The following is a 21309-nucleotide window of genomic DNA, read 5'->3' on the forward strand; positions in this document are numbered from 1 at the left end:
TCAGACGTCGTAGGTGGCGAGCGGGGCGACGAGCTCGGCCGCCGCGAAGACGGCCCGCGCGTCCGCCTGCTGCGCGGCGGCGTCGATCCAGGCCGGGACGTGGGTGAGCAGCAGCCGGCCGACGCCGGCCTCGGCAGCGTGCTCGCCGGCCTCTCGGCCGGTCAGGTGCAGGTCCGGCGGCAGGCCGGGGACGTCGGGGTGCGCGGCCTCGGCCAGCAGGACGTCGGCGCCGCGGGCCAGCTCGACGACGGCGGCGCTGGCCCCGGTGTCGCCGGTGTAGACCAGCGACCGGCCGCCCGCGGTCAGCCGTACCGCGTGGCACTCGACCGGGTGCGCGGTCCGCGCCGTCCGCACCGCGAAGGGCCCGAGCTCGAACGGTGCCCCGGTGAGGACGGTGAAGTCGAAGACGTCCTCCAGGGGGGCGCTGTCCCCGTAGTAGGCCGACGCCAGTCGCCGGTGGGCGCCCGGCGGGGCGTAGAGCGGCACCGGCCGACCGCGGGAGCGCCCCGAGTAGCGGTGCCACACGACGAACGGGGCGACGTCGAGGCAGTGGTCGGCGTGCAGGTGCGACAGGTACAGCGCGTCGACGCTCGCCGGGTCGGCGAGGGACTGCAGCGTCCCGAAGGCGCCGTTGCCCAGGTCGAGCAGCACCCGGAAGCCGTCGTGCTCCACCAGGTAGCACGACGCGGGGGACGCCGGTCCCGGGCCGCTGCCGGAACAGCCGACCACCGTCAGCCTCACGCGCTGCTCCCCCGCTCGCTTCCTCCTGGCGCCGGTCAGGCTAACGGCCGCGGTGCAGGTGCCCGCGCCGAGCCTGCGAGGCGTGGGGGGCAGCGAGGTCCTCCATCACGCCCAGAGCTGGCCCTCCAGCGCAGAGGTCGCCTCCTCCAGCGTCCCGGCGTAGGCACCGGTCGACAGGTACTTCCAGCCGCCGTCGCAGACGATGAAGACGATGTCGGCCCGGCGGCCGGCGGCGACCTCCTTGTCCGCGATGCCCAGCGCCGCGTGCAGGATCGCGCCGGTCGAGATGCCGGCGAAGATGCCCTCCTGCTCGACCAGCTGCCGCGTGCGGCGGACGGCGTCCTGCGGGCCGACGCTGAACCGGGAGTCCAGCAGCGTGGGGTCGTACAGCTCGGGCACGAAGCCCTCGTCGATGTTGCGCAACCCGTAGACGAGCTCGCCGTAGCGCGGCTCGGCGGCGATGACCCGGACCTCGGGCTTCTTCTCCCGCAGGAAGCGGGAGACGCCCATCAGCGTGCCCGTCGTCCCCAGCCCGGCGACGAAGTGGGTGATCGAGGGCAGGTCGGCCAGGATCTCCGGGCCGGTGCCGGTGTAGTGCGCCTCGGCGTTGGCCGGGTTGCCGTACTGGTAGAGCATCACCCAGTCGTCGTGCTCGGCGGCCAGCCCCTTGGCGACGGCGACGGCCTGGTTGGAGCCGCCGGCCGCCGGGGAGCTGATGATCTGCGCGCCGTACATCTCCAGCAGCTGCCGCCGCTCGATCGAGGTGTTCTCCGGCATCACGCAGATCAGCCGGTAGCCGCGCTGCCGGGCGACCATCGCCAGCGAGATCCCGGTGTTGCCGCTGGTCGGCTCCAGGATGGTGTCGCCCACCTTGAGCCGCCCCTCCTTCTCCGCCGCCTCGATCATCGAGATGGCGGCCCGGTCCTTGATCGACCCGGTGGGGTTGTGGTCCTCCAGCTTGGCCCACAGCCGGACGTCGGGGGTCGGCGACAGGCTCGGCAGCCCCACCAGCGGGGTGTTGCCGAGGGAGTCGACGAGGGAGGCGAAGCGGGCCATCAGGGTTCTTCCGTGTCGGGGAGGGCCGGGACGGCGGTCAGCCGCCGGCGACCGCCGGGAGGATCGTCACCGAGTCGCCGTCCTTGACCTGGGTGTCGAGCGCACCGGTGAAGCGCACGTCCTCGTCGTTGACGTAGACGTTGACGAAGCGGTGCAGCTTGCCCTCCTCGGTGACGAGGCGGTTCTTCAGGCCCGGGTGCTTGGCGTCGAGGTCGTCGACGAGCGCGGCCAGGGTGTCCCCGCTGCCCTCGACGGTCTTGTTGCCGCCGGTGTGGGTGCGCAGGATGGTCGGGATCCGGACCTCGATGGCCATGGCGGGTGCGTTCTCCTCGGGTGTCGGGGGCTGCTGGCGCGCTGCCGCGCAGCGGACGTGCGTCTGGTCGGGCAACGCCCGCCCGCCGCCGGCCATTCCGGCGGCCCCGTCCAGGGCCCCGCCCCGAGCGTGCGAGGGGTGGGGAGGACGGGGTCCTCCTACTTCTTCAGTCGTAGACGACGGTGGTCGGCGTGTGGCCGAACAGGTAGGAGTCGACGACCTCGACGTCCTCCTCGGTGACGACACCGTCGAGGATGCGGAAGCTGCGGAACTCGACCTCGTCGCCGGCCAGCCCGGTCTGCTCCCCGTGGAGCCGGGTGGAGACCAGCACGTAGTGCGCGTTGGGCTCCGACGCGTAGCTGATGTCGGTCCGGGAGGGGTAGGCCTCGGTCGCGGTGTGCGAGTGGTACACCACCACCGGCTCCTCGTCCCGGTCGTCCATCTCCCGGTAGAGCTTCAGCAGGTCACCGGAGTCGAACTCGTAGAACGTGGGCGACCGCGCGGCGTTGAGCATCGGGATGAAGCGCTCCGGGCGGTCGCTGCCCTCCGGGCCGGCGACGACGCCACAGGCCTCGTCCGGGTGGTCCTCCCGGGCGTGGGCCACGATGGCGTCGTAGGTCGCGCGGTCGATGCGCAGCACGCGCCCAGTCTAGGAGGCCCCTGCCACGGCCCCCTGCAGGGGCCCGCCGCGAGCCTGCGAGCGGTGGGGGCAGGGGGTCCTTGCTCCGCTACGGTGCCCGGTCGTGGTCCTCGAGCTGGTCATGGTCGCCGGTGTGCTGGCGCTGGCCGTGCCCGCGCTGGTGCTCGGGGTGCGCGGGCTGACCCGCCGTACCGGCCACTACAGCAGCGACGTGACCGCCGACCGGGTCTCGCTGGTCCTGCTGGTCACCGTGCGGCTGCTGGCCCTGCTGCTGCTGACCCTGCTCTCCCTCGTCGTGCTGGTCAGCGCGGTCGGCGCGGTCGTGCGGGACCTGGACATGCCCGGCCTGGTCTCGGTGTTCTTCGTCCTCGACCTGCTGTGCGCGGCGCTGGTGCTGCTCACCTTCGGCCGGCGCGACCCGTGGCGAGTGCGTCGACGAGCGACCCCTGCAGGCCGGTGAGCCAGTAGTAGACGGCCAGCTGCTGCCCCTCCTCGCTGCCGAGGTCCTCGGGCGGCTCGGTGTCCTCCCGGATGTCCAGCCGGGTGCCCAGCGCCAGCCGCAGGTCGTTGCTGGTGCGCAGCCACGCGGCCGCCTCCTCGGGGTCCAGCCGGACCGTCCCACCGTCCGGCGGCAGGCCCGCGCGGACCGTGGCCAGGTCGTCGGCCTTGCCCGAGCGCAGGGTGGACTCGGTCATCTCCCGGTAGTCGGCGGCGATCTCCGGGTCGCTGCGGTGGCCGGCGGGCAGCAGCCGGGCGATCACCGGGTCGCCGGTGACGTCGTCGACCTCGGCGGACAGCAGCTGCTCGAGCTGGTCGAGGAGCAGCGCGACGATGCGGGCCTCGGCCGGTTCCAGCCGGGCCACCAGCTCGTCCCCCCTGCGGCGGAACGGTCTCATGCGTCGCGCTGGTAGCTGGCCCACAGCCCGTAGGCGTGCAGCCGGCTGGTGTCGTGCTCCATCTTCTCCCGCGGACCCGAGCTCACGATCGCCTTGCCCTCCTCGTGCACCTGCAGCATCAGCGTGGTCGCCGTCGGCTCGTCGTAGCCGAAGAGCTCCTGCAGCACGTAGGTCACGTAGGTCATGAGGTTCACCGGGTCGTTCCAGACGATGGTGACCCAGGGCCGGTCGAGGTCGCCGTGCTCCTCGACGGTCTCCTCCGGCGTCCGTGTCGGCGCGAGTGGTCCGGCCACGGCTCCACTGTAGGAGACCCGCTCGGGGGGGTGGCCCTCCCCGGCCCCGCCTAGGCTCCGGGGCCATGCCGACGGGTCCCGCCCTGCTCACCGACCGGTACGAGCTCACCATGGTCGCCGCAGCCCTGGCCGACGGCACCGCCGACCGCGACTGCGTGTTCGAGGTCTTCGCCCGGCGGCTCCCCCACGGCCGCCGCTACGGCGTGGTCGCCGGCACCGGCCGGCTGCTGGAGGCGCTGCCGTCGTTCCGGTTCACCGACGAGGACCTCGCCGCGCTGCGCGAGCAGGGGCTCACCGACCCCCGGCTGCTGGACTGGCTGGCCGGGTTCCACTTCAGCGGGGACGTCGACGGGTACGCCGAGGGCGAGCTCTTCTTCCCCGGCTCCCCCGTGCTCACCGTCCGCGCGCCGTTCGCCGAGGCGGTGCTGCTGGAGACGCTGGTGCTCTCGGTGCTCAACCACGACAGCGCGATCGCCTCCGCCGCGGCCCGGATGGTGTCGGCCGCCTGCGAACGACCGTGCATCGAGATGGGGTCGCGGCGCACGCACGAGGAGGCTGCGGTCGCCGCCGCCCGCGCCGCGCACCTGGTCGGCTTCGCCGCCACCTCCAACCTCGAGGCCGGCCGCCGCTACGGGGTGCCGACGACCGGCACCAGCGCGCACGCCTTCACCTTGCTGCACGACGACGAGGCCGCCGCCTTCCGCGCCCAGGTCGCCGCCCTGGGCGTGGGGACCACGCTGCTGGTCGACACCTACGACGTCGACCAGGGCATCCGGACGGCGGTCGAGGTCGCCGGCCCCGAGCTCGGCGCGATCCGGCTGGACTCCGGCGACCTGCCCACGCTGGCCACGCACGCCCGCGAACTGCTGGACTCCCTCGGCGCCACGCGGACCCGGATCATCGTCACCAGCGACCTCGACGAGTTCGCGATCGCCGGGCTGATGGCCGCCCCCGTCGACGGCTACGGCGTCGGGACGGCTCTGGTCACCGGCTCCGGCGCACCGACCATGGGCATGGTCTACAAGCTGGTGGAGCGCGACGGCGTCCCGGTGGCCAAGCGGTCCCTGGGCAAGCCGTCCGTGGGCGGCCGGAAGTCCGCCGTCCGCCGGCACGACGCCGCCGGGACGGCGACCGCCGAGGTGGTGACCAGCGAGGCGGTCCTGCCCCGGGACGGCGACCGGTCGCTCGTCGTCGAGCTCGTCCGCGGCGGCGAGCCCTGCGTCGTCACCGCACCGCGCGAGGCGCTGGCGACCGCGCGCGCCCACCACGAGCGGGTCCGCGGGGCGATGCCCACCGAGGCGTTCGCGCTCTCCCGCGGGGACTGCGCGATCGAGACCCTGACGGCCTGAGGAGGAGACCGATGACCCGCGCCCTGGTGGTCGTGGACGTGCAGAACGACTTCTGCGAGGGCGGCAGCCTGGCCGTCGCCGGCGGGGCGGACGTCGCCGGTGCGATCAGCGCCCACGTCCGCGCGCACGCCGCCGACTACGCCCACGTGGTGGCCACCCGCGACCACCACGTCGACCCCGGCGGCCACTTCGCCGAGCAGCCGGACTACCTGGAGACCTGGCCGCCGCACTGCGTGGTCGGCACCGACGGCGTCGAGCTGCACCCCCGGCTGGAGCGGGAGCCGATCGAGGCGGTGTTCGACAAGGGCGAGCACGCCGCGGCCTACTCCGGCTTCGAGGGGCGCGCGGACGGCGTGCCGCTGGCCGACTGGCTGCGCGAGCACGGGGTGGACGCCGTGGACGTCGTCGGCATCGCGACCGACCACTGCGTGCGGGCCACCGCGCTGGACGCCGTCGGCGAGGGGTTCGCGACCCGGGTGCTGCTGCCGCTCACCGCCGGGGTCAGCGAGGCGACCACCGAGGCCGCCCTCGACCAGCTGCGCACCGCCGGCGTCCAGCTGCAGGGGGAGGTCCACCGGGCCTGACCCGCGGGCACCGAGTGCGGGGAAGTCGGGCTCCGATCTGGCCTGCAGACCCCGACTTCCCGGCAGTCGGGGGACGACGGTCAGCTCAGGTCACACGGCGTCGAGGACCTCGTCGCGGGTGAAGCCGAGCACCTGGAGCACGGCGTCCAGGTAGGGCTGGTTGAGCGCGGTGTGCGCCTGTTCCCTGACGTAGGGCTTGGCGTTGAAGGCGATGCCCAGCCCGGCGACGCCCAGCATGTCGAGGTCGTTGGCGCCGTCGCCCACGGCCACGGTCTGGTCCAGCGGGATGCCGTACTCGTCGGCGAAGCGGGCGAGCGCGCGGGCCTTGCCGGGACGGTCGACGATCTCACCGACCAGGCCGCCGGTGAGCCGGCCGTCGGCGACCTCGAGGGTGTTGGCGGCGGCGAAGTCGAGCCCGAGCTGCTCGGCGAGCGGGTCGGTGATCTGGGTGAAGCCACCGCTGACGATCCCGCAGCGGAAGCCGAGCCGCTTGAGGGTGCGGATGAGCGTGCGCGCGCCCGGGGTCAGCACCAGCGCCTCGCGGACCTCGTCGAGCACCTCGACGGGCAGCCCCTCGAGCGCGGCGACGCGGGCCCGGAGGGACTGGGCGAAGTCGAGCTCCCCGTTCATCGCTGCGGCGGTGATGCGGGCGACCTCGGCGGCGCGGCCGGCGCGGGCGGCGAGCTCGTCGATCACCTCGCCCCGCACCAGGGTGGAGTCGACGTCCAGCACGATGAGCCGCTTGCTCCGGCGGGCCAGGCCGACCTGCTCGACGGCGATGTCGGCACCGGTCCTCGAGGCGACCGACGCCAGCGCCGTGCGCAGCTCGGTGGCTTCCGCGCCGGAGACGGTGAGCTCGAAGCTGGTGACCGGGTAGTCCGACAGCCGCCGGATCGCCTCGATGTTGCCGCCGAGCCCGGCGACGGCCGACGCCGCGCCGGCGACGGCGTCGGGCGGGACCGGTCGGCCCAGCAGGATGACGTGGTGCGGGCGCCCCTCGGGAGCGGCGTCCAGTCCCGCGTCGGCCGCCGACTCGACCTCGACCCGCATGCCGGTCGCCGCGGCGACGTCCGCCGCCAGCCGACCGAGCGCGGCGAGGAACTGCTCCTCGTCGGTCACCGGCCCCTCCGCGGGCAGCGCGCCGACGACGACGCCGAGCACCAGCTGACCGTGGACGACGACCTGCTCGACGTCGACCACCTCGACCGGCGGGTGCGCCGCGGTGGGTGCCGCCAGAGCGGAGAACAGCCGCGCGGTCACCCCCGGCCGGTCGGCCCCGGAGACGGTGATCAGCGCCCGGGGCGGGCCGGCGGGCGCGGTCGGCGTCGTGCGGGGGGCGGGGTCCAGCGGCACGGCGCCATCGTGCCGCACCGCCGTCCCCATCCGGCTCACCGGGCCAGCACGCGACGGCGCCCCGTCGGCCGGGGCCGACGGGGCGTCGCGGGAGAGCATCCCCCTGCGGGGTCGCTCCTCAGGTGGGGTCGGGGTCGTTCGGGCCCTGCCGGCGACCGGCGGTGCCACCCAGCTCGCTCACGCCGCCGTAGGGCTCGTGCCGCTTGCCCGCGTGCGCCTCGCGCTGCAGACGCTCGATGAGGTGCGGGTAGTGCGCCTCGAACGCCGGCCGCTCGGAACGGATCTTCGGGATCTCGGTGAAGTTGTGCCGCGGCGGCGGGGACGACGTCGCCCACTCCAGGGAGTTCCCGTGGCCCCAGGGGTCGTCCCGCAGCGCGAGCCGGCCGTACCGCCAGGACTTGAACACGTTGTAGAAGAACGGGATCGTCGAGGCGCCGAGGATGAACGAGAAGATCGTCGACACGGTGTTCAGCGTGGTGAAGCCGTCGCTCTCGAGGTAGTTCGCGTAGCGACGCGGCATCCCCTCACCGCCCAGCCAGTGCTGGACCAGGAACGTGCCGTGGAAGCCGATGAACGTCAGCCAGAAGTGCAGCTTGCCCAGGCGCTCGTCCATCATCCGGCCGCACATCTTGGGGAACCAGAAGTACACCCCGGCGTAGGCGGCGAACACGACGGTCCCGAAGACCACGTAGTGGAAGTGCGCCACGACGAAGTAGCTGTCGTTGACGTGCCAGTCCAGCGGCGGGCTGGCCAGCAGGACGCCGGTCAGGCCTCCGAGGAGGAAGGTGACCATGAAGCCGACGGCGAACAGCATCGGCGTCTCGAAGGTCAGCTGCCCCCGCCACATGGTGCCGATCCAGTTGAAGAACTTGATGCCGGTCGGCACGGCGATCAGGTAGGTCAGGAACGCGAAGAACGGCAGCAGCACCGCGCCGGTCGCGTACATGTGGTGCGCCCACACGGTCAACGACAGAGCGCCGATGGCGACGGTCGCGAAGACCATGCCCTTGTAGCCGAACAGCGGCTTGCGGCTGAAGACCGGGATGACCTCGGTGATGATGCCGAAGAACGGCAGCGCGATGATGTAGACCTCGGGGTGCCCGAAGAACCAGAACAGGTGCTGCCACAGCATCGGCCCGCCGTTCTCCTCGGAGAACACGAGGGAACCCAGCTGCCGGTCCGCCAGCAGGGCGAACAGCGCGGCGGTGAGGATCGGGAAGGCGAAGAGCACCAGCAGGCTGGTGACCAGCGTGTTCCAGGTGAAGATCGGCATCCGGAACAGCGTCATGCCCGGCGCCCGCAGGCAGGCGATCGTGGTGATGAAGTTGACCGCGCCGAGGATCGTGCCCAGGCCGGAGACCGCGAGGCCGGCGATCCACAGGTCCGCGCCGGCGCCGGGGCTGTGCACCCCGTTCGACAGCGGCGTGTAGGCGTACCAGCCGAAGTCGGCGGCACCGCCCGGGGTGAAGAAGCCCGACACCGCCAGCGTGGACCCGAAGAGGAACAGCCAGTAGGAGAAGGAGTTCAGCCGCGGGAAGGCGACGTCCGGCGCACCGATCTGCAGCGGCATGATCAGGTTCGAGAACGCGAAGAACAGCGGCGTCGCGAAGAACAGCAGCATCACCGTGCCGTGCATGGTGACCAGCTGGTTGTACTGCTCCGGCGACAGGAACTGCAGGCCCGGCTGGGCCAGCTCCCCGCGCATCAGCATCGCCATCAGGCCGCCGATGACGAACCAGGCGAACGAGGTCACCAGGTACATCAGGCCGATGGTCTTGTGGTCGGTGGTCCGCAGCAGGTTGGAGAGCCGCGAGCCCTTCTCCGCCTCGTGAACCGGGCTCGGCCGGCTCACGATCGGCGCCGGTGCGATCGTCACGGGCGCAGCTTAGACGGTTCCTCCGACGCACTTCCTGCCGACGCCGGGGGCGCGCCGGTCTCCGCAGCTCAGCGGCTCCCGCGGCGGCCCGGACCGTCACCGGACCGTGACCTGGGAGGCCGGCCGGTCACCCCTGCCTGGCCCAGGTGGAGAGCTCGACCGACACCGTGACCGCCGTCCCCTCCGGCAGCCGGGCGACCGCTGCGGCCAGCCCCTCGGGCGTCAGGTGCCGGGCGTGCGGCCCCATCCCGACCAGGGTGGTGACCGCCGCGTGGTCCAGCTCGAGCTCCTCGCGGTGGGCGGCCGCGGCGACCGGGCGCAGGTGCGGGTCGAGCGTCGCGGACAGCCGCCGGGCCTTGTCCGGGTCGACCGAGAGCAGCCCCAGCGGACCGACCAGCTCGGCGAGGTGGTCGGCGGCGGGGGTGACCACCACCAGCCGCCCGCCGGGCCGGAGCACGCGCGCGGTCTCCGCGCCGTTGCGGGGGGCGAAGACCACCAGCACCCGGTCGACGGCGGCGTCCCGGACCGGCAGCCGGGCCCAGGTGTCACCGACCACCGCCAGGGCCCGTGGGTGGGCGCCGGCCGCCCGCCGCGCGGCGTAGCGGGAGGAGTCGAGGACCACGCCGACCGCGCCGGGCAGCCGGTCGAGGACTCCGGCCAGGTGCTGACCGGTGCCCCCGCCGAGGTCGAGCAGCGCGCCGGGCGGGCCGTCGTCCCCCGCGGTGACGGCGTCCCCGAGGGCGCGGGTCACGCCGGCGTAGTGGCCGGCGGCGAGGAAGGCGACCCGGTCGGCGACCATCGCCGCGGAGTCGCCGGAGGGCGGGACGTGCCCGGGCGGCAGCAGCGTCACGTGCCCCTGCCGGGCCCGGTCGAACGAGTGCCCGGCAGGGCAGCGCAGCCCGGCGTCGTCCGGCCGCGCGTCGAGCGGCCCGCCGCACACGGGGCAGGCCAGCAGCCGTACCGCGGCGGCGGGCCAGGGACGGCGGGCGCTCACCGGCCGGCGGCGGGCTCGACCGCCCGCGGGGCCCCGTGCGACGCCGCCTCCACGGCCCGCCCCGGGACGACGCCGACCGCCAGGGCCGCCGCGACCGCCGCGGCCGCGCAGGCCGCCGGGTAGCCGGCCCCGCCGTCGACGAGCAGCGCGGCCAGCGGCACGGTCAGGGTGGCGCCGAGGTTCTGCACGGTGTTGTGCACACCCAGGGCCCGCCCCGCCCACGCGCTGCCGGCCTGCTCGGCGACGGAGGTGAAGGCGATCCCGTTCGGGCTGACGGTGACGACCGCGGAGGCGACGACGGCCGCGGCCACCGCGGCCGGGGCGAGGACGTCGGGGGTCAGCGCGGCCACGACCGCCAGGGTGCCGACGACCGCGGCCACCGCCGCCGCGACCAGCCGCAGCGGCCCCACCCGGCTGCCGGCGCGGTCCGACCACACCCCGGCCCCGAGCCGCGCGGCCGCGCCGCCCAGCTGGGTGACCGCCAGCAGCGTGCCCGCTCCGCCCGCAGACCAGCCGGCCTCGCGCACGAGGACGTCGAAGCCGAAGGCCGCGACGACGAACTGCGGGACGACGAGCAGCGTGCTGGCCGCGTGCACCCGCCACAGCACCGGCGACCGGTAGGGCGCGGCGGCCCGCGGCGCACCCGGGGACCGCGCCGGCCGGGCCGGGTCGCGCACCAGCACCCCGATCAGCACGGCGGTGACCGCGCAGCCCGCGGCGAGCGCGGCGAACGCCGTCCCGGCACCGTCGCCGGCCAGCCGCGGCAGCGCGAGGGCCGCCACGCCCACCCCGATCGGCTGTCCCGCCTGGCGGACGCCCATCGCCAGGCCGCGCCGCGACGCCGGGAACCAGCCGAGCACCAGCCGGCCGCTCGCGGCGTGCACCGACGCGCTCCCGGCCCCGGCGAGCAGCAGCCACAGCCCCGTGGCCGGTGTCGTCCCGGCCAGCGCGGCGCCGGTCATGGCGACCGCGGCGATGCCGAGGCCGGCGCTGAGGACCAGCCGCTCGCCGTACCGGTCGGCCGCCGCGCCCCAGGCCAGCAGGCTGAGCACCAGGCCGGCGGTCGGGGCGCTGACCAGCAGGCCGATCGCGGTGAGCGAGAGCCCGTCGGCGCGCAGCGCGACGGTGAGGAAGGGCAGCCCGTTCTGGACCGCGCACGCAGCGACCAGCCCGACCAGGCTGACCCCGAGGTGGCGCCAGCGGGCGTCGCCTCCGGCGCCGTCGACCGGCGCCGTCACCTCCCGACCGGGTGGAGGACCAGGTCGCGCAGCACGCCGTCCTCGGCCACCGCGGTGACGTAGGTGCAGTACGGCTGCCGGCGCCGGTCGGTCGGCGAGCCGGGGTTGACCAGCCGCAGGCCGGTCTCCGCGGTGGTGTCCCAGGGGATGTGGCTGTGGCCGAACACCAGCAGGTCGGTGTCGGGGAAGCGGGCGGCGCAGCGGGCCTCGCGGCCCTTCCTGTCCCCGGTCTCGTGGACGACGGCGATCCGGATGCCCTCGATCTCGGCGCGGGCGATCTCCGGCAGCCGCTCGCGCAGCGCCCCGTGGTCGTTGTTGCCGTGGACGGCGACCAGCCGGCGGGACCGCTCCTCGAAGCGGTCCAGCAGCGCGACGTCCACCCAGTCGCCGGCGTGCACGACGACGTCGGCGGCGTCGATCGCGGCCCACAGCGCACCAGGCAGGTCACGCGCCCGCTTCGGGACGTGCGTGTCCGCCGTGAACACCAGGGAGACCGGCACGCGGACATGGTCGCAGGCGGCACGCCCCCCTCCCGGACACCGGGAGGGGGCGACGCCGTCTCAGCCTCCGGTGCCGCGCGCCGCCATGGCCCTGAGGCGCTCGTTGTAGGCGGCGAGCTCGGCGTCGTCGGTGCGGTCGGCGACGCGGTCGAGCCGGCGGGCCTTGCGCTGCTCGGAGCCCATCCAGCCGAAGAGCACCAGTGCCATGACGGCGACGGTCGGGACCTCGCCGAAGGACCAGGCGATGCTCCCGGCGGTCTTCTGGTCCGCCAGCGGGTCGACCCCCCAGCCGGCCGGCGGGGTCGCGAAGGTCTCCACGACCAGCGAGCCGGCCATCAGGATCGCGACGCCGAAGAAGGCGTGGAACGGCATCGGGAGCAGGAGCTCGATCATCCGGCCGCCGTGGCCCGCCGTCCGGGGCCAGGGGTCCTGCGCCAGGATCGGGCCGAAGAACAGCAACCCGGTCACGGTGAAGTGGGCCAGCATGAACTGGTGCCCGACCGGGTTGCCCATCAGCGCGTCGAAGACCGGCGTGAAGTAGACGGCGTAGAGGCTGGCCAGGAACAGCGGCAGCGTGAACGCCGGGTGGGACAGCACGCGGGCGACCCGGCTGTGCAGCGCGTCGAGCAGGAGTGCCCGCGGGACGCCGGCCAGCCGCTTGCCGCGGGGCAGCGTGCGCAGCGCCAGGGTGACCGGGGCGCCGAGCAGCAGCAGGATCGGCGAGACCATCGACAGCACCATGTGCTGGGCCATGTGCCAGCTGAACAGCACCATGCTGTAGCCGTTGAGCCAGGTGCCGGTCACCGCGAACAGCGAGGCGCAGCCGGCGATCCAGGACGCCGTCCGCCACCACGGCCAGGCCACGCCCGTGCGGCGCAGCACCACGACCCCGACCAGGTAGCCGGCCAGGCCGACCAGGCTCGCCACCGCCAGCCACGACCAGCCGTCGAGGTGGGGCAGGAACACCCGCCCCCAGGTCGGCGGCTCCGCGGGCACCCACATGCCCGAGTGGTGACCGTGGTCCACCGCTGCCTCCCGCCCTGCCGTACCGCCTGCCCCCACTGTCCCACCTGGTGACCGACTGGAACGGCCCCCTCGCAGGGCCCCGCCCCGAGCGAAGCGAGGGGTGGGGGGCGAGGGGGTCCTTCGTCAGTCGTGGACCGGCGCCTCGTGGCCGGCGTGCGCCTCGGCCTCTAGCTGGAAGGTGCAGTGCTCGACGTCGAAGTGGTCGCCCAGGCAGGCGCACAGCGCGTCGAGCACCCGGCCGCCGTGGCCGTCGGCCAGGGCCTCGTCGCTCACGACGACGTGCGCGGAGAGGACGGGCAGGCCCGAGGTGATCGTCCAGGCGTGCAGGTCGTGGACGCCGACGACGCCGTCGACCCCGAGGACGTGCGCCCGCACCCGGTCCAGGTCCACCCCGCGCGGCGCCGCCTCGAGCAGCACGTCGACCGCCTCGCGCAGCAGCGACCACGCCCGCGGCAGCACCAGCGCAGCGATGAGCAGGGAGGCGACGGTGTCGGCCGGCGTCCAGCCGGTGGTGGCGACGACGACGGCGGAGGCCAGGACGGCGACCGAGCCGAGGGCGTCGCCGAGCACCTCCAGGTGGGCGCCGCGCACGGCGAGGGACTCCCGCCGCCCGGAGTGCAGCAGCGCCAGGCCGGCGAGGTTGACCGCCAGGCCGGCCGCGGCCACGACGAGCACCACGCCGGAGTCGATCTCCGGCGGGTCGCCGATCCGGCGCACCGCCTCGACCACGACGTAGCCGGCGACGCCGACCAGCAGCAGGCCGTTGGCGACGGCGGCGAGGATCTCGGCCCGCTGCCAGCCGAAGGTCCGCCGTCCGCGGGCCGGTCGCTGGGCCAGCGACACCGCGCCGAGCGCCAGCCCGAGGCCGAGCGCGTCGGTGGCCATGTGCCCGGCGTCGGCGAGCAGCGCCAGCGACCCGGAGACCAGCGCGCCGGCGACCTCCGCGGCCATCACCGCGACGGTCAGCAGGAGGACGACGACCAGCCGGCGGCGGTAGCCGGCCGACGCGGTCGCCGGCGGGTGACCGTGGGCGTGTCCGTGCCCCATCAGCGCTCCCCCGCCGTCGCGTCTCCCACGGTCCGAGTGTCCCGCACCGGATGGCCACCCTTCAGGGGCCCGCGCCGAGCATGCGAGGCGTGGGGGGAAGGGTGGTCCTCCGTCAGATCTGGACGCCGCGCTCGCGCAGGTAGGGCACCGGGTCGACCTTCTCGCCGCCGAGGCCGCCGAGGCGCACCTCGAAGTGCAGGTGCGGGCCGGTGGACTGCCCGCGGTTGCCGAGCAGCGCGATGGTGTCGCCGGCGCGGACGACCTGCCCCGGGGTCACGAGGATCTCGTCCATGTGGCCGTAGACGGTGACGTCGCCGTTCTCGTGCTGGAGGTAGACCACGAGGCCGTAGCCGCTGGCGGGGCCGGCCTCGAGCACGACGCCGTCCATCGCGGCGCGCTCCGGGGCGCGCATCGGGGCGGCGAGGTCGATGCCGGCGTGCACGGTGCCCCAGCGCGAGCCGAAGCCGCTGGTCAGCCGTGCGCCCTCGACGGGCAGGACGGCCTCCGGGCGGGCCGCCTCCGCGATCGCCTCGGCGGCGAGCCGGTCGGCCTCGGCCTGCGCGTGGGCAGCGGCGGCCTGCTCGGCCTGCCGTGCGCTGCGGCTGGCGGCCAGCTCCCCGAGCCGGGCGGCGGCGTCGGCCTCCGGGATCGCCGGCTGCGACTCCACGTCCAGGCCCAGTTCCTCGGCGACGCTCACCGAGGACCGCTCGGCGACGTCGGTCGCGTCGGCCCGCGCGGTGGGGTCGCCGGCGACGAGCAGCCCGAAGCCGGTGGCCCCGACGAGCGCGGCGGCGAGGTAGGCAGCCGGACGGCGGGTCGGCAGCGGGACGCCGAGGGTCCGGTGGCGGCGACGCCGTCCGCCGGCGACCAGCGGGACGGCGGCGACCTCGGAGGCCTCCGCCAACCCGGCGCGGGCGGTGGCTTCGGCCTGCCCGGTGAGGTCGGCGAGGTCCCCCACCTCGGCCAGTCGCGGCTCCTCGGGAGCGGTGGTGTCCGACGGTCGCGCATCCCCGTGGCGCTGCGTCTGGACGGTCTTCGTCGCTGCCTGCTCCCGGTCGAGGGGACGGGCGTGGTGGAGCTCGGTCATACACCTGGCTTCCGGAGGGGACAGAGGTCGTCGTGCGTCGTCCGGGGGAGCGGACGGGGGCCATGTAAACACGACGTGACCGTTTCGTGACCTGAGAGGGCGGGTACCCGGCGCCGGTTTGGTGATCCCGGCCACTGAACTGCACCGGTGTGGTTCGACGCTCCGCTCAGTTGGTCTGACTCAACGTGACGGACACGCCGTGCGGGCCGGCATCCAGGGGCGATCAGGCTCACGACGGGGCAGAAGCCCCTTGTCCGAGCCCGTCGACGTCCTCCCGAGGAGCCCATCCCCATGCGCGCAGTGACCTGGCACGGCCGAGCCGACGTCCGGGTGGACACGGTCCCGGACCCCACGATCCAGGAGCCCACGGACGTCGTCGTCGAGGTGACCTCGAGCGGCATCTGCGGGTCGGACCTGCACCTGATCGAGGTCATGGCGCCGTTCATGACGGTCGGCGACGTGATGGGCCACGAGCCGATGGGGGTCGTCCGCGAGGTGGGCCGGGAGGTCACGGCGGTCAAGCCCGGCGACCGGGTCGTCGTCCCGTTCAACATCTCCTGCGGCACCTGCTGGATGTGCTCGCAGGGCCTGCAGTCGCAGTGCGAGACCACGCAGAACCGCGAGCAGGGCTACGGCGCCTCGCTGTTCGGCTACACGAAGCTCTACGGGCAGGTGCCGGGCGGCCAGGCCGAGTACCTGCGGGTGCCCTTCGGCAACACGCTGCCCATCAAGGTCCCCGACGGCCTGCCCGACGACCGCTTCGTCTACCTCTCCGACGTGCTGCCCACCGCGTGGCAGGCCGTCCAGTACGCGGCCGTCCCGCCCGGCGGCACGCTGCTGGTCCTGGGCCTGGGCCCGATCGGCGACATGTGCACCCGGATCGCCCACCACCTGGGCATCGAGAACGTGTGGGCCTCCGACGTCGTCCCGGAGCGGCTGGCCCGGGCGACCGCCCGGGGCACCCACGTCATCCGCTCGACCGACCAGGCCCAGGTCGTCAGCGAGATCCGCGACGCCACCGCCGGGCGCGGTCCGGACGCGGTCATCGACGCGGTCGGCATGGAGGCGCACGGCTCCCCCGTCGCGACGATCGCCCAGAAGGCCTCGGCGATCGTCCCGGACGCGATCATGGAGAAGGTCATGCAGGTGGCCGGCGTCGACCGGCTGGCCGCGCTGAACACCGCCATCGAGGCCGTCCGCCGCGGCGGGACCATCTCGCTGTCGGGCGTCTACGGCGGCGCCAGCGACCCGATGCCGCTGAACAAGATGTTCGACAAGCAGATCCAGCTGCGCATGGGCCAGGCCAACGTGTGGCGCTGGGTGCCCGACATCCTGCCCGTCCTCACCGAGGGCGACCCCCTGGGCGTCGACGACTTCGCCACCCACCACGTGCCGCTCGAGCAGGCACCGCAGGCGTACGCGGACTTCCGCGAGAAGAAGGACGGCGCGGTCAAGGTGCTGCTCACGCCCTGAGCCGCGCCGTGTGAGCAGACCCACGCGGCGTCCCGGGCATGCCGGCCCGGGACGCCGCCTTGCCCTCAGGGAGCCTCACCCCGACCGGACGACGCAGTCCGAGCCCTCTGCCCGGAACCGCACCGTCCTGGAGTCGCCCCCGTGCCCCGCGCCCTGCTCGCCCTCGCCATCGGCGCCTTCGGCATCGGCACCACCGAGTTCGTCGTCATGGGCATGCTCCCCGAGGTCGCCGAGGGCCTCGGCGTCTCGGTGCCCTCGGTGGGCCTGCTCATCTCCGCGTACGCCGTCGGCGTGGTCGTCGGCGCGCCGACCCTGACCGCGCTCGGCGTGCGCTTCCCGCCGCGCCGGACGCTGGTCGCCCTGATGGTCCTGTTCACCGTCGGCAACGCGTTGTCGGCGCTGGCCCCGACCTACGAGACGCTCGCCGCCGCCCGGGTGCTCACCGCGCTCGCGCACGGCTCCTTCTTCGGCGTGGGGGCGGTCGCCGCCCGCCGGCTGGTCGCCCCGGAGCGGGGCACCAGCGCCATCTCGCTGATGATCAGCGGGCTGACCCTCGCCAACGTCATCGGCGTCCCGCTGGGCACGTTCCTCGCCCAGCAGACCAGCTGGCGGCTGGTGTTCGGCGCGATCGCGGTCATCGGTCTGGGGACGATCGCCGGGCTGCTGGCCTGGATGCCCCGCGAGCTCGGCGAGCCCGGCGACCTGCGCTCGGAGCTGGCCGCCTTCCGCCGCGGCCGGGTGTGGCTCGTGCTCGGGCTGACGATGGTCGGCTTCTCCGCGCTGTTCGCCGTGTACAGCTACGTCAGCCCGATCCTCACCGAGCTGGGCGGCATCCCGGTGGAGTGGGTCACCCCGGTGCTGGCGCTGTTCGGCGTCGGCACCACCGTGGGCACCCTGGTCGGTGGCCGGCTGGGCGACCGCTACGGCTTCTCCTTCGTCGCGGCCGGGCTGCTCGCCACCGCCGTCGTCCTGGCCGCGTTCGCCGTCCTGGCGCGCACCCCGGCGGCCGCGGTCGTGCTGCTCGTGCTCTTCGGCACCGTGGCCTTCGCCCTGGGCCCGGTGGTGCAGAACGGCGTCATCGAGGCGGCGCGGGTGCCCGGCGGCAGCCTGGTGTCGGCGGCCAACCAGGGCGCCTTCAACGTGGCCAACGCGCTCGGGGCCGCGCTCGGCGCGGCGGTGCTGTCGGCGGGCCTGGGCTACACGGCGCCGATCTGGGTGGGCGCGGTGCTCGCGCTGGTCGGCACCGGCATCGCCGTCGTCGCCCGCGCCGCCGACCGGCGCGACCCGGTGCCGGCCGCGATCGGCGCCGTCCCCGAGGAGTACCGCGCCGCCGCCTGACCCGCCCCCTCGCGAGCGGGCGACCGTCGTCCACCGCTCAGTCGGCGACGTCCCCCGCCAGCGCGCGGGCAGCCGCGGCGTCGTCGTCGTCGAACCCGATCTCACCGGTGGTGCCGCGCTGGGCGACCTGGCCGTCGATCCACCGGCGGTGCGCCTCCCACGCCGACTGCCGGGACATCCCGAGGGACTGCCCGATCTCCGCCCAGGAGGCCCCGGCGGTGCGCGCGGTGCGCACCGTCAGCTGCCGGCCCTGTCCGGCCTTGCGGGCGATGACCTCGCCCAGCGCCAGCAGCTCGAGCGACTCCACCCTGCCCAGCGGCCGCGGCCCGTCCGGGTCGTCGGGATCGGCCAGGGAGTCCCGGCGGCGCAGCTCGTCGTGGCGCCGGACGGCGGTGGCCAGCGTGTGCTCGCGTTCCAGGGCGTCGAGGTCCATGACCCATGGTCCGTCAGGACCACCTGACTGTCAAGGTGGCCTGACGCGAGGGCTCACCGGATGCGCTGCACCCGCGTCTCGTCGAAGACGGGCTCGGCCGACTCGTAGACCCGGCCGTCGGCGCCGAAGACCAGGAAGCGGTCGAAGGAGCGGGCGAACCAGCGGTCGTGGGTGACGGCGAGGACCGTGCCCTCGAAGGCGGCCAGCGCCTCCTCGAGCGCCTCGGCCGAGAGCACGTCGAGGTTGTCGGTCGGCTCGTCGAGCAGCAGTAGCGTCGCCCCGGACAGCTCCAGCAGCAGCACCTGGAAGCGGGCCTGCTGCCCGCCGGACAGCGTCCTGAAGAGCTGGTCCCCCTGACCGGCGAGCCCGTACCGGCGCAGCGCGGCCATCGCCCGGCCGCGGTCGACGCCTTCTCGATGCCCAGGGCCGCCCTGCGGCTCGCCGTGCCACAGCAGGTCGACCAGCGTGCGGTCCAGCCACTCCGGATGGGCGTGGGTCTGCGCGAAGGAGCCGGGGACGACGCGGGCGCCGAGCCGCCACGCGCCGGTGTGCGCGACGTCCTGGCCGGCCAGCAGCCGGAGGAAGTGCGACTTCCCCGCCCCGTTGGCACCGAGGACGCCGACCCGGTCGCCGAACCAGACCTCCAGGTCGAACGGCCGCATCAGGCCGGTGAGCTCCAGCTGCTCGGCCATGACCGCGCGGACACCGGTGCGACCACCGCGCAGCCGCATCGCGACCTCCTGCTGCGGCGGCCGGTCCGGCGGCGGTCCGGCCGCCTCGAACTTCGCCAGCCGGGTCTGCATGGCCCGGTAGCGGGAGGCCATGTCGGGTGAGTTGGCCGCCTGCTGCTGCAGCGTGCGCACCAGCTCGACCAGCCGCGCGTGCTCCTCGTCCCAGCGCCGGCGCAGCTCGGCCATCCGCTCGTGCCGCGCCGACCGGGCCGCGGCGTACCCGGCGAACCCGCCGCCGTGCACCCACGCCGTCCCACCCTCGACGGTGACCACCCGGTCGGCGACCCGGGCCAGCAGCTCCCGGTCGTGGCTGACGAACAGCACCGTCTTGCGGGTCTCCAGCAGCCGCTCCTCCAGCCAGCGCTTGCCGGGGACGTCGAGGTAGTTGTCCGGCTCGTCGAGCAGCAGCACCTGGTCCGGGCCGCGCAGCAGCGCCTCCAGCGCCAGCCGCTTCTGCTCCCCGCCGGACAGCGTGGACAGCTCGCGGTACTTGCAGCGGTCGTGGGGCACGCCGAGCGCCGCCACCGTCACCGCGTCCCAGGTGACCTCGGCCTCGTAGCCACCGACGTCCCCCCACTCCCCCAGCGCGTCGGCGTAGGCCAGTTGCGCGGCGTCGTCGTCGGTCTCCATGAGGGTGAGCTCGGCGGCTTCCACCGCCTCCCAGGCGCGACGCACCGCCGGGGGCGCGAGCTCGACGAGGAAGCGCTGGACGGTCGTGTCGTCGCGGACCGACCCGATGAACTGGCGCATCACGCCGAGGCCGCCGCTGCGGGCGACCGACCCCTCCTCGGGCACCAGGTCTCCCGCGACGATCCGCAGCAGCGTCGTCTTCCCGGCCCCGTTCTCGCCCACCAGCGCGGCACGGGCACCCTCCCCGACCCGGAAGGAGACGCCGTCGAGCAGCACCCGGCCGTCGGGGAGGGTGTGCCGCACCCCGGTCACGTCGACGAAGCCCACCCCGCCATCGTCCGGACGTCGGCAACCGCATTGCCCGCCGGGCGCGACGGCGGGGACGTCTGGGGCGGCTGGGGACGGGACCCGCAGGCCGGGCGGCGGGTCGGCGCGCAGGTGCCGGGTGCGGGACGGCGGCGCCCTACGGTCCGCTCCGGACCACCCGCCTCCGAAGGAGCACCACCATGACCCCGCCCGTCCAGGCGCCGTACCAGCCGTACCCGCCGTTCCAGCCGGAGCCGCCCCGCAAGGGGTCGGGGCTCGCCATCGCCTCGATGGTGCTCGGCATCATCGCGCTGCTGCTCAGCTGGATCCCGATCGTGAACTACCTCGCCGCGGTCCTGGCCGTCGTCGCCCTCGGCCTGGGCATCCCGGCGCTGCTGCGCGCCCGCCGCGGCGTCGCCGGCGGCCGGGGTCTGGCCATCACCGGGCTGGTGACCTCGGTCGTCGCCCTCGTCCTGGTGGTCGTGACCCAGCTCCTCTTCTCGGCGGTCATCGACGAGGTGGAGCGCAGCCTGGACGAGGAGACCGGCAGCGCGGCGGCCCCCGAGCTGGCCCAGCCCGCGACCGAGGGTGAGGCGGCCCCGGCCGCCGAGGTCGTCCCCCTCGGCACCCCGGCCCGGGTCGGCGACTACGAGGTCACCGTCGACTCCGTCGAGCTCGACGCGAACGCCTCCGTGGCAGCCGCCAACGAGTTCAACGAGGCGCCGGCCGGCCAGTACGTCGTCACCCAGCTGACCGTCACCTACACCGGCACCGAGGAGGGCATGCCCGGCTGGGACCTGTCCGCGGTGTTCCACGGCAGCGACGCCCGCCAGTACAGCGACGCCGAGTGCATGGCCGTGCTCGCCGACGACGCGCTGGACGCCCCCACCCTCAACCCGGGCGGGACCGACACCTTCCAGTTCTGCATGGACGTCCCGGCCCAGGCCATCGCCGGCGGCCAGCTGTCCGTCGAGCCCACCGTGAGCTTCGACAGCGACGAGCGGGTCTTCTACGCCGTCCAGTGACCTCTGCACGGCAGCGCCGGCCGGTCGCCCTCCATCGGGCGGCCGGCCGGCGTCGTCGTGTCGGGCGAGCGTCGTGTCAGCCGACGATGACCCTGGTCGGCTTCCGCGTCGGCGTCCGCTCCTCGCTCGCCGGCGCTCGCTGCGATGCTCCCCCGGCTGTCAGCCGACGGAGAGCAGCCGCTCCCGGGCCAGCCGCTCCACCATCTCCGGCAGCGCCGTGGCCGGTACCCCGCTGAGGTCCTGACGGCAGGTGCGGACCACGGTGCCGATGACCTGGGGCCGCAGGCTCGCCCGGAACTCGTCGGCGAGTCGGGTCACCGCCTGCTCGACGGCGGGGTCGTCGGTCAGCGTCATGCGGGGGCGCCTCCGTGCGCTCGGGA

The 21309-nt window shown here is 74.6% G+C and carries 23 protein-coding genes; 6 read left to right on the forward strand and 17 right to left on the reverse strand.

All coding sequences use genetic code 11. The features are described 5' to 3' along the window. The 4 genes from BLR12_RS23595 to BLR12_RS23610 all read right to left on the reverse strand — a co-directional run bounded on the left by BLR12_RS23595 (position 1) and on the right by BLR12_RS23610 (position 2750). Positions 1-741 carry an MBL fold metallo-hydrolase gene (locus BLR12_RS23595; RefSeq protein ID WP_091383091.1) on the reverse strand — a complete coding sequence of 247 codons (741 nt, stop codon included), beginning with the start codon at positions 739-741 and terminating at the stop codon, positions 1-3. Positions 742-846: 105 nt separating this feature from the next. Then, complete coding sequence (locus BLR12_RS23600; RefSeq protein ID WP_091383093.1) at positions 847-1797, reverse strand: PLP-dependent cysteine synthase family protein; 951 nt, start codon at positions 1795-1797, stop codon at positions 847-849. Positions 1798-1834: 37 nt separating this feature from the next. After that, on the reverse strand, positions 1835-2110 hold the full coding sequence (locus BLR12_RS23605) for a ubiquitin-like small modifier protein 1 (RefSeq protein WP_091383095.1): 276 nt from the start codon (positions 2108-2110) through the stop codon (positions 1835-1837). Positions 2111-2276: 166 nt separating this feature from the next. Then, positions 2277-2750, reverse strand: coding sequence for a M67 family metallopeptidase (locus tag BLR12_RS23610; protein WP_091383096.1), 474 nt, complete (start codon positions 2748-2750; stop codon positions 2277-2279). A 103-nt stretch (positions 2751-2853) separates the two neighbouring features. On the opposite strand from BLR12_RS23610, the gene BLR12_RS23615 reads away from it, so the two are divergent. Beyond that, entirely contained in the window at positions 2854-3210 is a 357-nt protein-coding gene (locus BLR12_RS23615) for a hypothetical protein (RefSeq protein ID WP_091383098.1), read from the forward strand. On the opposite strand, the gene BLR12_RS23620 is transcribed toward BLR12_RS23615, so the two are convergent. Both BLR12_RS23620 and clpS read right to left on the reverse strand, forming a co-directional pair. After that, positions 3149-3646: a DUF2017 family protein gene (locus BLR12_RS23620; protein WP_091383100.1), complete on the reverse strand. Its 498-nt coding sequence runs from the start codon at positions 3644-3646 to the stop codon at positions 3149-3151. The two genes, BLR12_RS23615 and BLR12_RS23620, sit on opposite strands and share 62 nt — an antisense overlap. Then, positions 3643-3939 (reverse strand): ATP-dependent Clp protease adapter ClpS, encoded by a 297-nt coding sequence (clpS, locus tag BLR12_RS23625; protein WP_091383102.1) that lies wholly within the window; start codon positions 3937-3939, stop codon positions 3643-3645. The genes BLR12_RS23620 and clpS overlap by 4 nt, the downstream gene beginning before the upstream one ends. 65 nt (positions 3940-4004) lie before the next feature. Here clpS and BLR12_RS23630 point away from each other — a divergent pair, with 65 nt between their 5' ends. Beyond that, positions 4005-5288 (forward strand): nicotinate phosphoribosyltransferase, encoded by a 1284-nt coding sequence (locus BLR12_RS23630; RefSeq protein WP_091383104.1) that lies wholly within the window; start codon positions 4005-4007, stop codon positions 5286-5288. 11 nt (positions 5289-5299) lie between these two features. Beyond that, complete coding sequence (locus tag BLR12_RS23635; protein ID WP_176832660.1) at positions 5300-5872, forward strand: nicotinamidase; 573 nt, start codon at positions 5300-5302, stop codon at positions 5870-5872. A 90-nt stretch (positions 5873-5962) separates the two neighbouring features. Here the strand turns inward: BLR12_RS23635 and serB are convergent, their stop codons facing one another. The 8 genes from serB to BLR12_RS23675 form a co-directional block, all read right to left on the reverse strand. After that, positions 5963-7225 (reverse strand): phosphoserine phosphatase SerB, encoded by a 1263-nt coding sequence (gene serB / locus BLR12_RS23640; RefSeq protein WP_091383161.1) that lies wholly within the window; start codon positions 7223-7225, stop codon positions 5963-5965. A 118-nt stretch (positions 7226-7343) separates the two neighbouring features. After that, positions 7344-9101 (reverse strand): aa3-type cytochrome oxidase subunit I, encoded by a 1758-nt coding sequence (gene ctaD / locus BLR12_RS23645; RefSeq protein WP_091383106.1) that lies wholly within the window; start codon positions 9099-9101, stop codon positions 7344-7346. Between the two features lie 127 nt (positions 9102-9228). Further along, positions 9229-10095, reverse strand: a complete 867-nt coding sequence (locus tag BLR12_RS23650; protein ID WP_091383108.1) for a putative RNA methyltransferase — start codon at positions 10093-10095, stop codon at positions 9229-9231. Continuing rightward, entirely contained in the window at positions 10092-11333 is a 1242-nt protein-coding gene (locus BLR12_RS23655) for an MFS transporter (protein ID WP_091383110.1), read from the reverse strand. Before BLR12_RS23655 ends, BLR12_RS23650 begins: the two co-directional genes overlap by 4 nt. After that, on the reverse strand, positions 11330-11833 hold the full coding sequence (locus BLR12_RS23660; RefSeq protein ID WP_091383111.1) for a metallophosphoesterase family protein: 504 nt from the start codon (positions 11831-11833) through the stop codon (positions 11330-11332). The genes BLR12_RS23655 and BLR12_RS23660 overlap by 4 nt, the downstream gene beginning before the upstream one ends. A 60-nt stretch (positions 11834-11893) precedes the next feature. Next, entirely contained in the window at positions 11894-12835 is a 942-nt protein-coding gene (locus BLR12_RS23665; RefSeq protein WP_255363736.1) for a cytochrome c oxidase assembly protein, read from the reverse strand. Between the two features lie 147 nt (positions 12836-12982). Beyond that, positions 12983-13906, reverse strand: a complete 924-nt coding sequence (locus tag BLR12_RS23670; protein WP_091383115.1) for a cation diffusion facilitator family transporter — start codon at positions 13904-13906, stop codon at positions 12983-12985. A gap of 112 nt (positions 13907-14018) precedes the next feature. Then, on the reverse strand, positions 14019-14993 hold the full coding sequence (locus BLR12_RS23675; protein ID WP_091383117.1) for a M23 family metallopeptidase: 975 nt from the start codon (positions 14991-14993) through the stop codon (positions 14019-14021). 291 nt (positions 14994-15284) lie between these two features. On the opposite strand from BLR12_RS23675, the gene BLR12_RS23680 reads away from it, so the two are divergent. Both BLR12_RS23680 and BLR12_RS23685 read left to right on the forward strand, forming a co-directional pair. After that, complete coding sequence (locus BLR12_RS23680; RefSeq protein ID WP_091383119.1) at positions 15285-16466, forward strand: alcohol dehydrogenase catalytic domain-containing protein; 1182 nt, start codon at positions 15285-15287, stop codon at positions 16464-16466. Positions 16467-16607: 141 nt separating this feature from the next. Continuing rightward, positions 16608-17804, forward strand: a complete 1197-nt coding sequence (locus tag BLR12_RS23685) for an MFS transporter (RefSeq protein WP_091383121.1) — start codon at positions 16608-16610, stop codon at positions 17802-17804. 37 nt (positions 17805-17841) lie between these two features. Here the strand turns inward: BLR12_RS23685 and BLR12_RS23690 are convergent, their stop codons facing one another. After that, positions 17842-18237, reverse strand: a complete 396-nt coding sequence (locus tag BLR12_RS23690; protein WP_091383122.1) for a hypothetical protein — start codon at positions 18235-18237, stop codon at positions 17842-17844. A gap of 53 nt (positions 18238-18290) precedes the next feature. Beyond that, complete coding sequence (locus BLR12_RS23695) at positions 18291-19925, reverse strand: ABC-F family ATP-binding cassette domain-containing protein (protein WP_091383124.1); 1635 nt, start codon at positions 19923-19925, stop codon at positions 18291-18293. Between the two features lie 179 nt (positions 19926-20104). Here BLR12_RS23695 and BLR12_RS23700 point away from each other — a divergent pair, with 179 nt between their 5' ends. Next, complete coding sequence (locus BLR12_RS23700; RefSeq protein WP_091383126.1) at positions 20105-20929, forward strand: DUF4190 domain-containing protein; 825 nt, start codon at positions 20105-20107, stop codon at positions 20927-20929. 159 nt (positions 20930-21088) lie between these two features. Here BLR12_RS23700 and BLR12_RS23705 read toward each other — a convergent pair whose 3' ends face one another. Continuing rightward, a complete protein-coding gene (locus BLR12_RS23705; RefSeq protein WP_091383128.1) occupies positions 21089-21283 on the reverse strand; it encodes a three-helix bundle dimerization domain-containing protein in 195 nt (64 codons plus the stop codon). Positions 21284-21309: the final 26 nt, after the last annotated feature.

Origin of the sequence: Geodermatophilus sp. DSM 45219 (assembly GCF_900104025.1) — a bacterium.
Classification (GTDB): Bacteria; Actinomycetota; Actinomycetes; order Mycobacteriales; family Geodermatophilaceae; genus Geodermatophilus.

What these genes read in the sequence shown, in the direction of transcription:
- BLR12_RS23670 (WP_091383115.1), bottom strand. Translation starts at nt 13,906, where the DNA reads ATGGGGCACGGACACGCCCACGGTCACCCGCCGGCGACCGCGTCGGCC.
- BLR12_RS23675 (WP_091383117.1), bottom strand. Translation starts at nt 14,993, where the DNA reads ATGACCGAGCTCCACCACGCCCGTCCCCTCGACCGGGAGCAGGCAGCG.
- BLR12_RS23600 (WP_091383093.1), bottom strand. Translation starts at nt 1,797, where the DNA reads ATGGCCCGCTTCGCCTCCCTCGTCGACTCCCTCGGCAACACCCCGCTG.
- BLR12_RS23630 (WP_091383104.1), top strand. Translation starts at nt 4,005, where the DNA reads ATGCCGACGGGTCCCGCCCTGCTCACCGACCGGTACGAGCTCACCATG.
- BLR12_RS23690 (WP_091383122.1), bottom strand. Translation starts at nt 18,237, where the DNA reads ATGGACCTCGACGCCCTGGAACGCGAGCACACGCTGGCCACCGCCGTC.
- BLR12_RS23705 (WP_091383128.1), bottom strand. Translation starts at nt 21,283, where the DNA reads ATGACGCTGACCGACGACCCCGCCGTCGAGCAGGCGGTGACCCGACTC.
- BLR12_RS23665 (WP_255363736.1), bottom strand. Translation starts at nt 12,835, where the DNA reads ATGTGGGTGCCCGCGGAGCCGCCGACCTGGGGGCGGGTGTTCCTGCCC.
- BLR12_RS23620 (WP_091383100.1), bottom strand. Translation starts at nt 3,646, where the DNA reads ATGAGACCGTTCCGCCGCAGGGGGGACGAGCTGGTGGCCCGGCTGGAA.
- BLR12_RS23635 (WP_176832660.1), top strand. Translation starts at nt 5,300, where the DNA reads ATGACCCGCGCCCTGGTGGTCGTGGACGTGCAGAACGACTTCTGCGAG.
- BLR12_RS23605 (WP_091383095.1), bottom strand. Translation starts at nt 2,110, where the DNA reads ATGGCCATCGAGGTCCGGATCCCGACCATCCTGCGCACCCACACCGGC.
- BLR12_RS23680 (WP_091383119.1), top strand. Translation starts at nt 15,285, where the DNA reads ATGCGCGCAGTGACCTGGCACGGCCGAGCCGACGTCCGGGTGGACACG.
- BLR12_RS23700 (WP_091383126.1), top strand. Translation starts at nt 20,105, where the DNA reads ATGACCCCGCCCGTCCAGGCGCCGTACCAGCCGTACCCGCCGTTCCAG.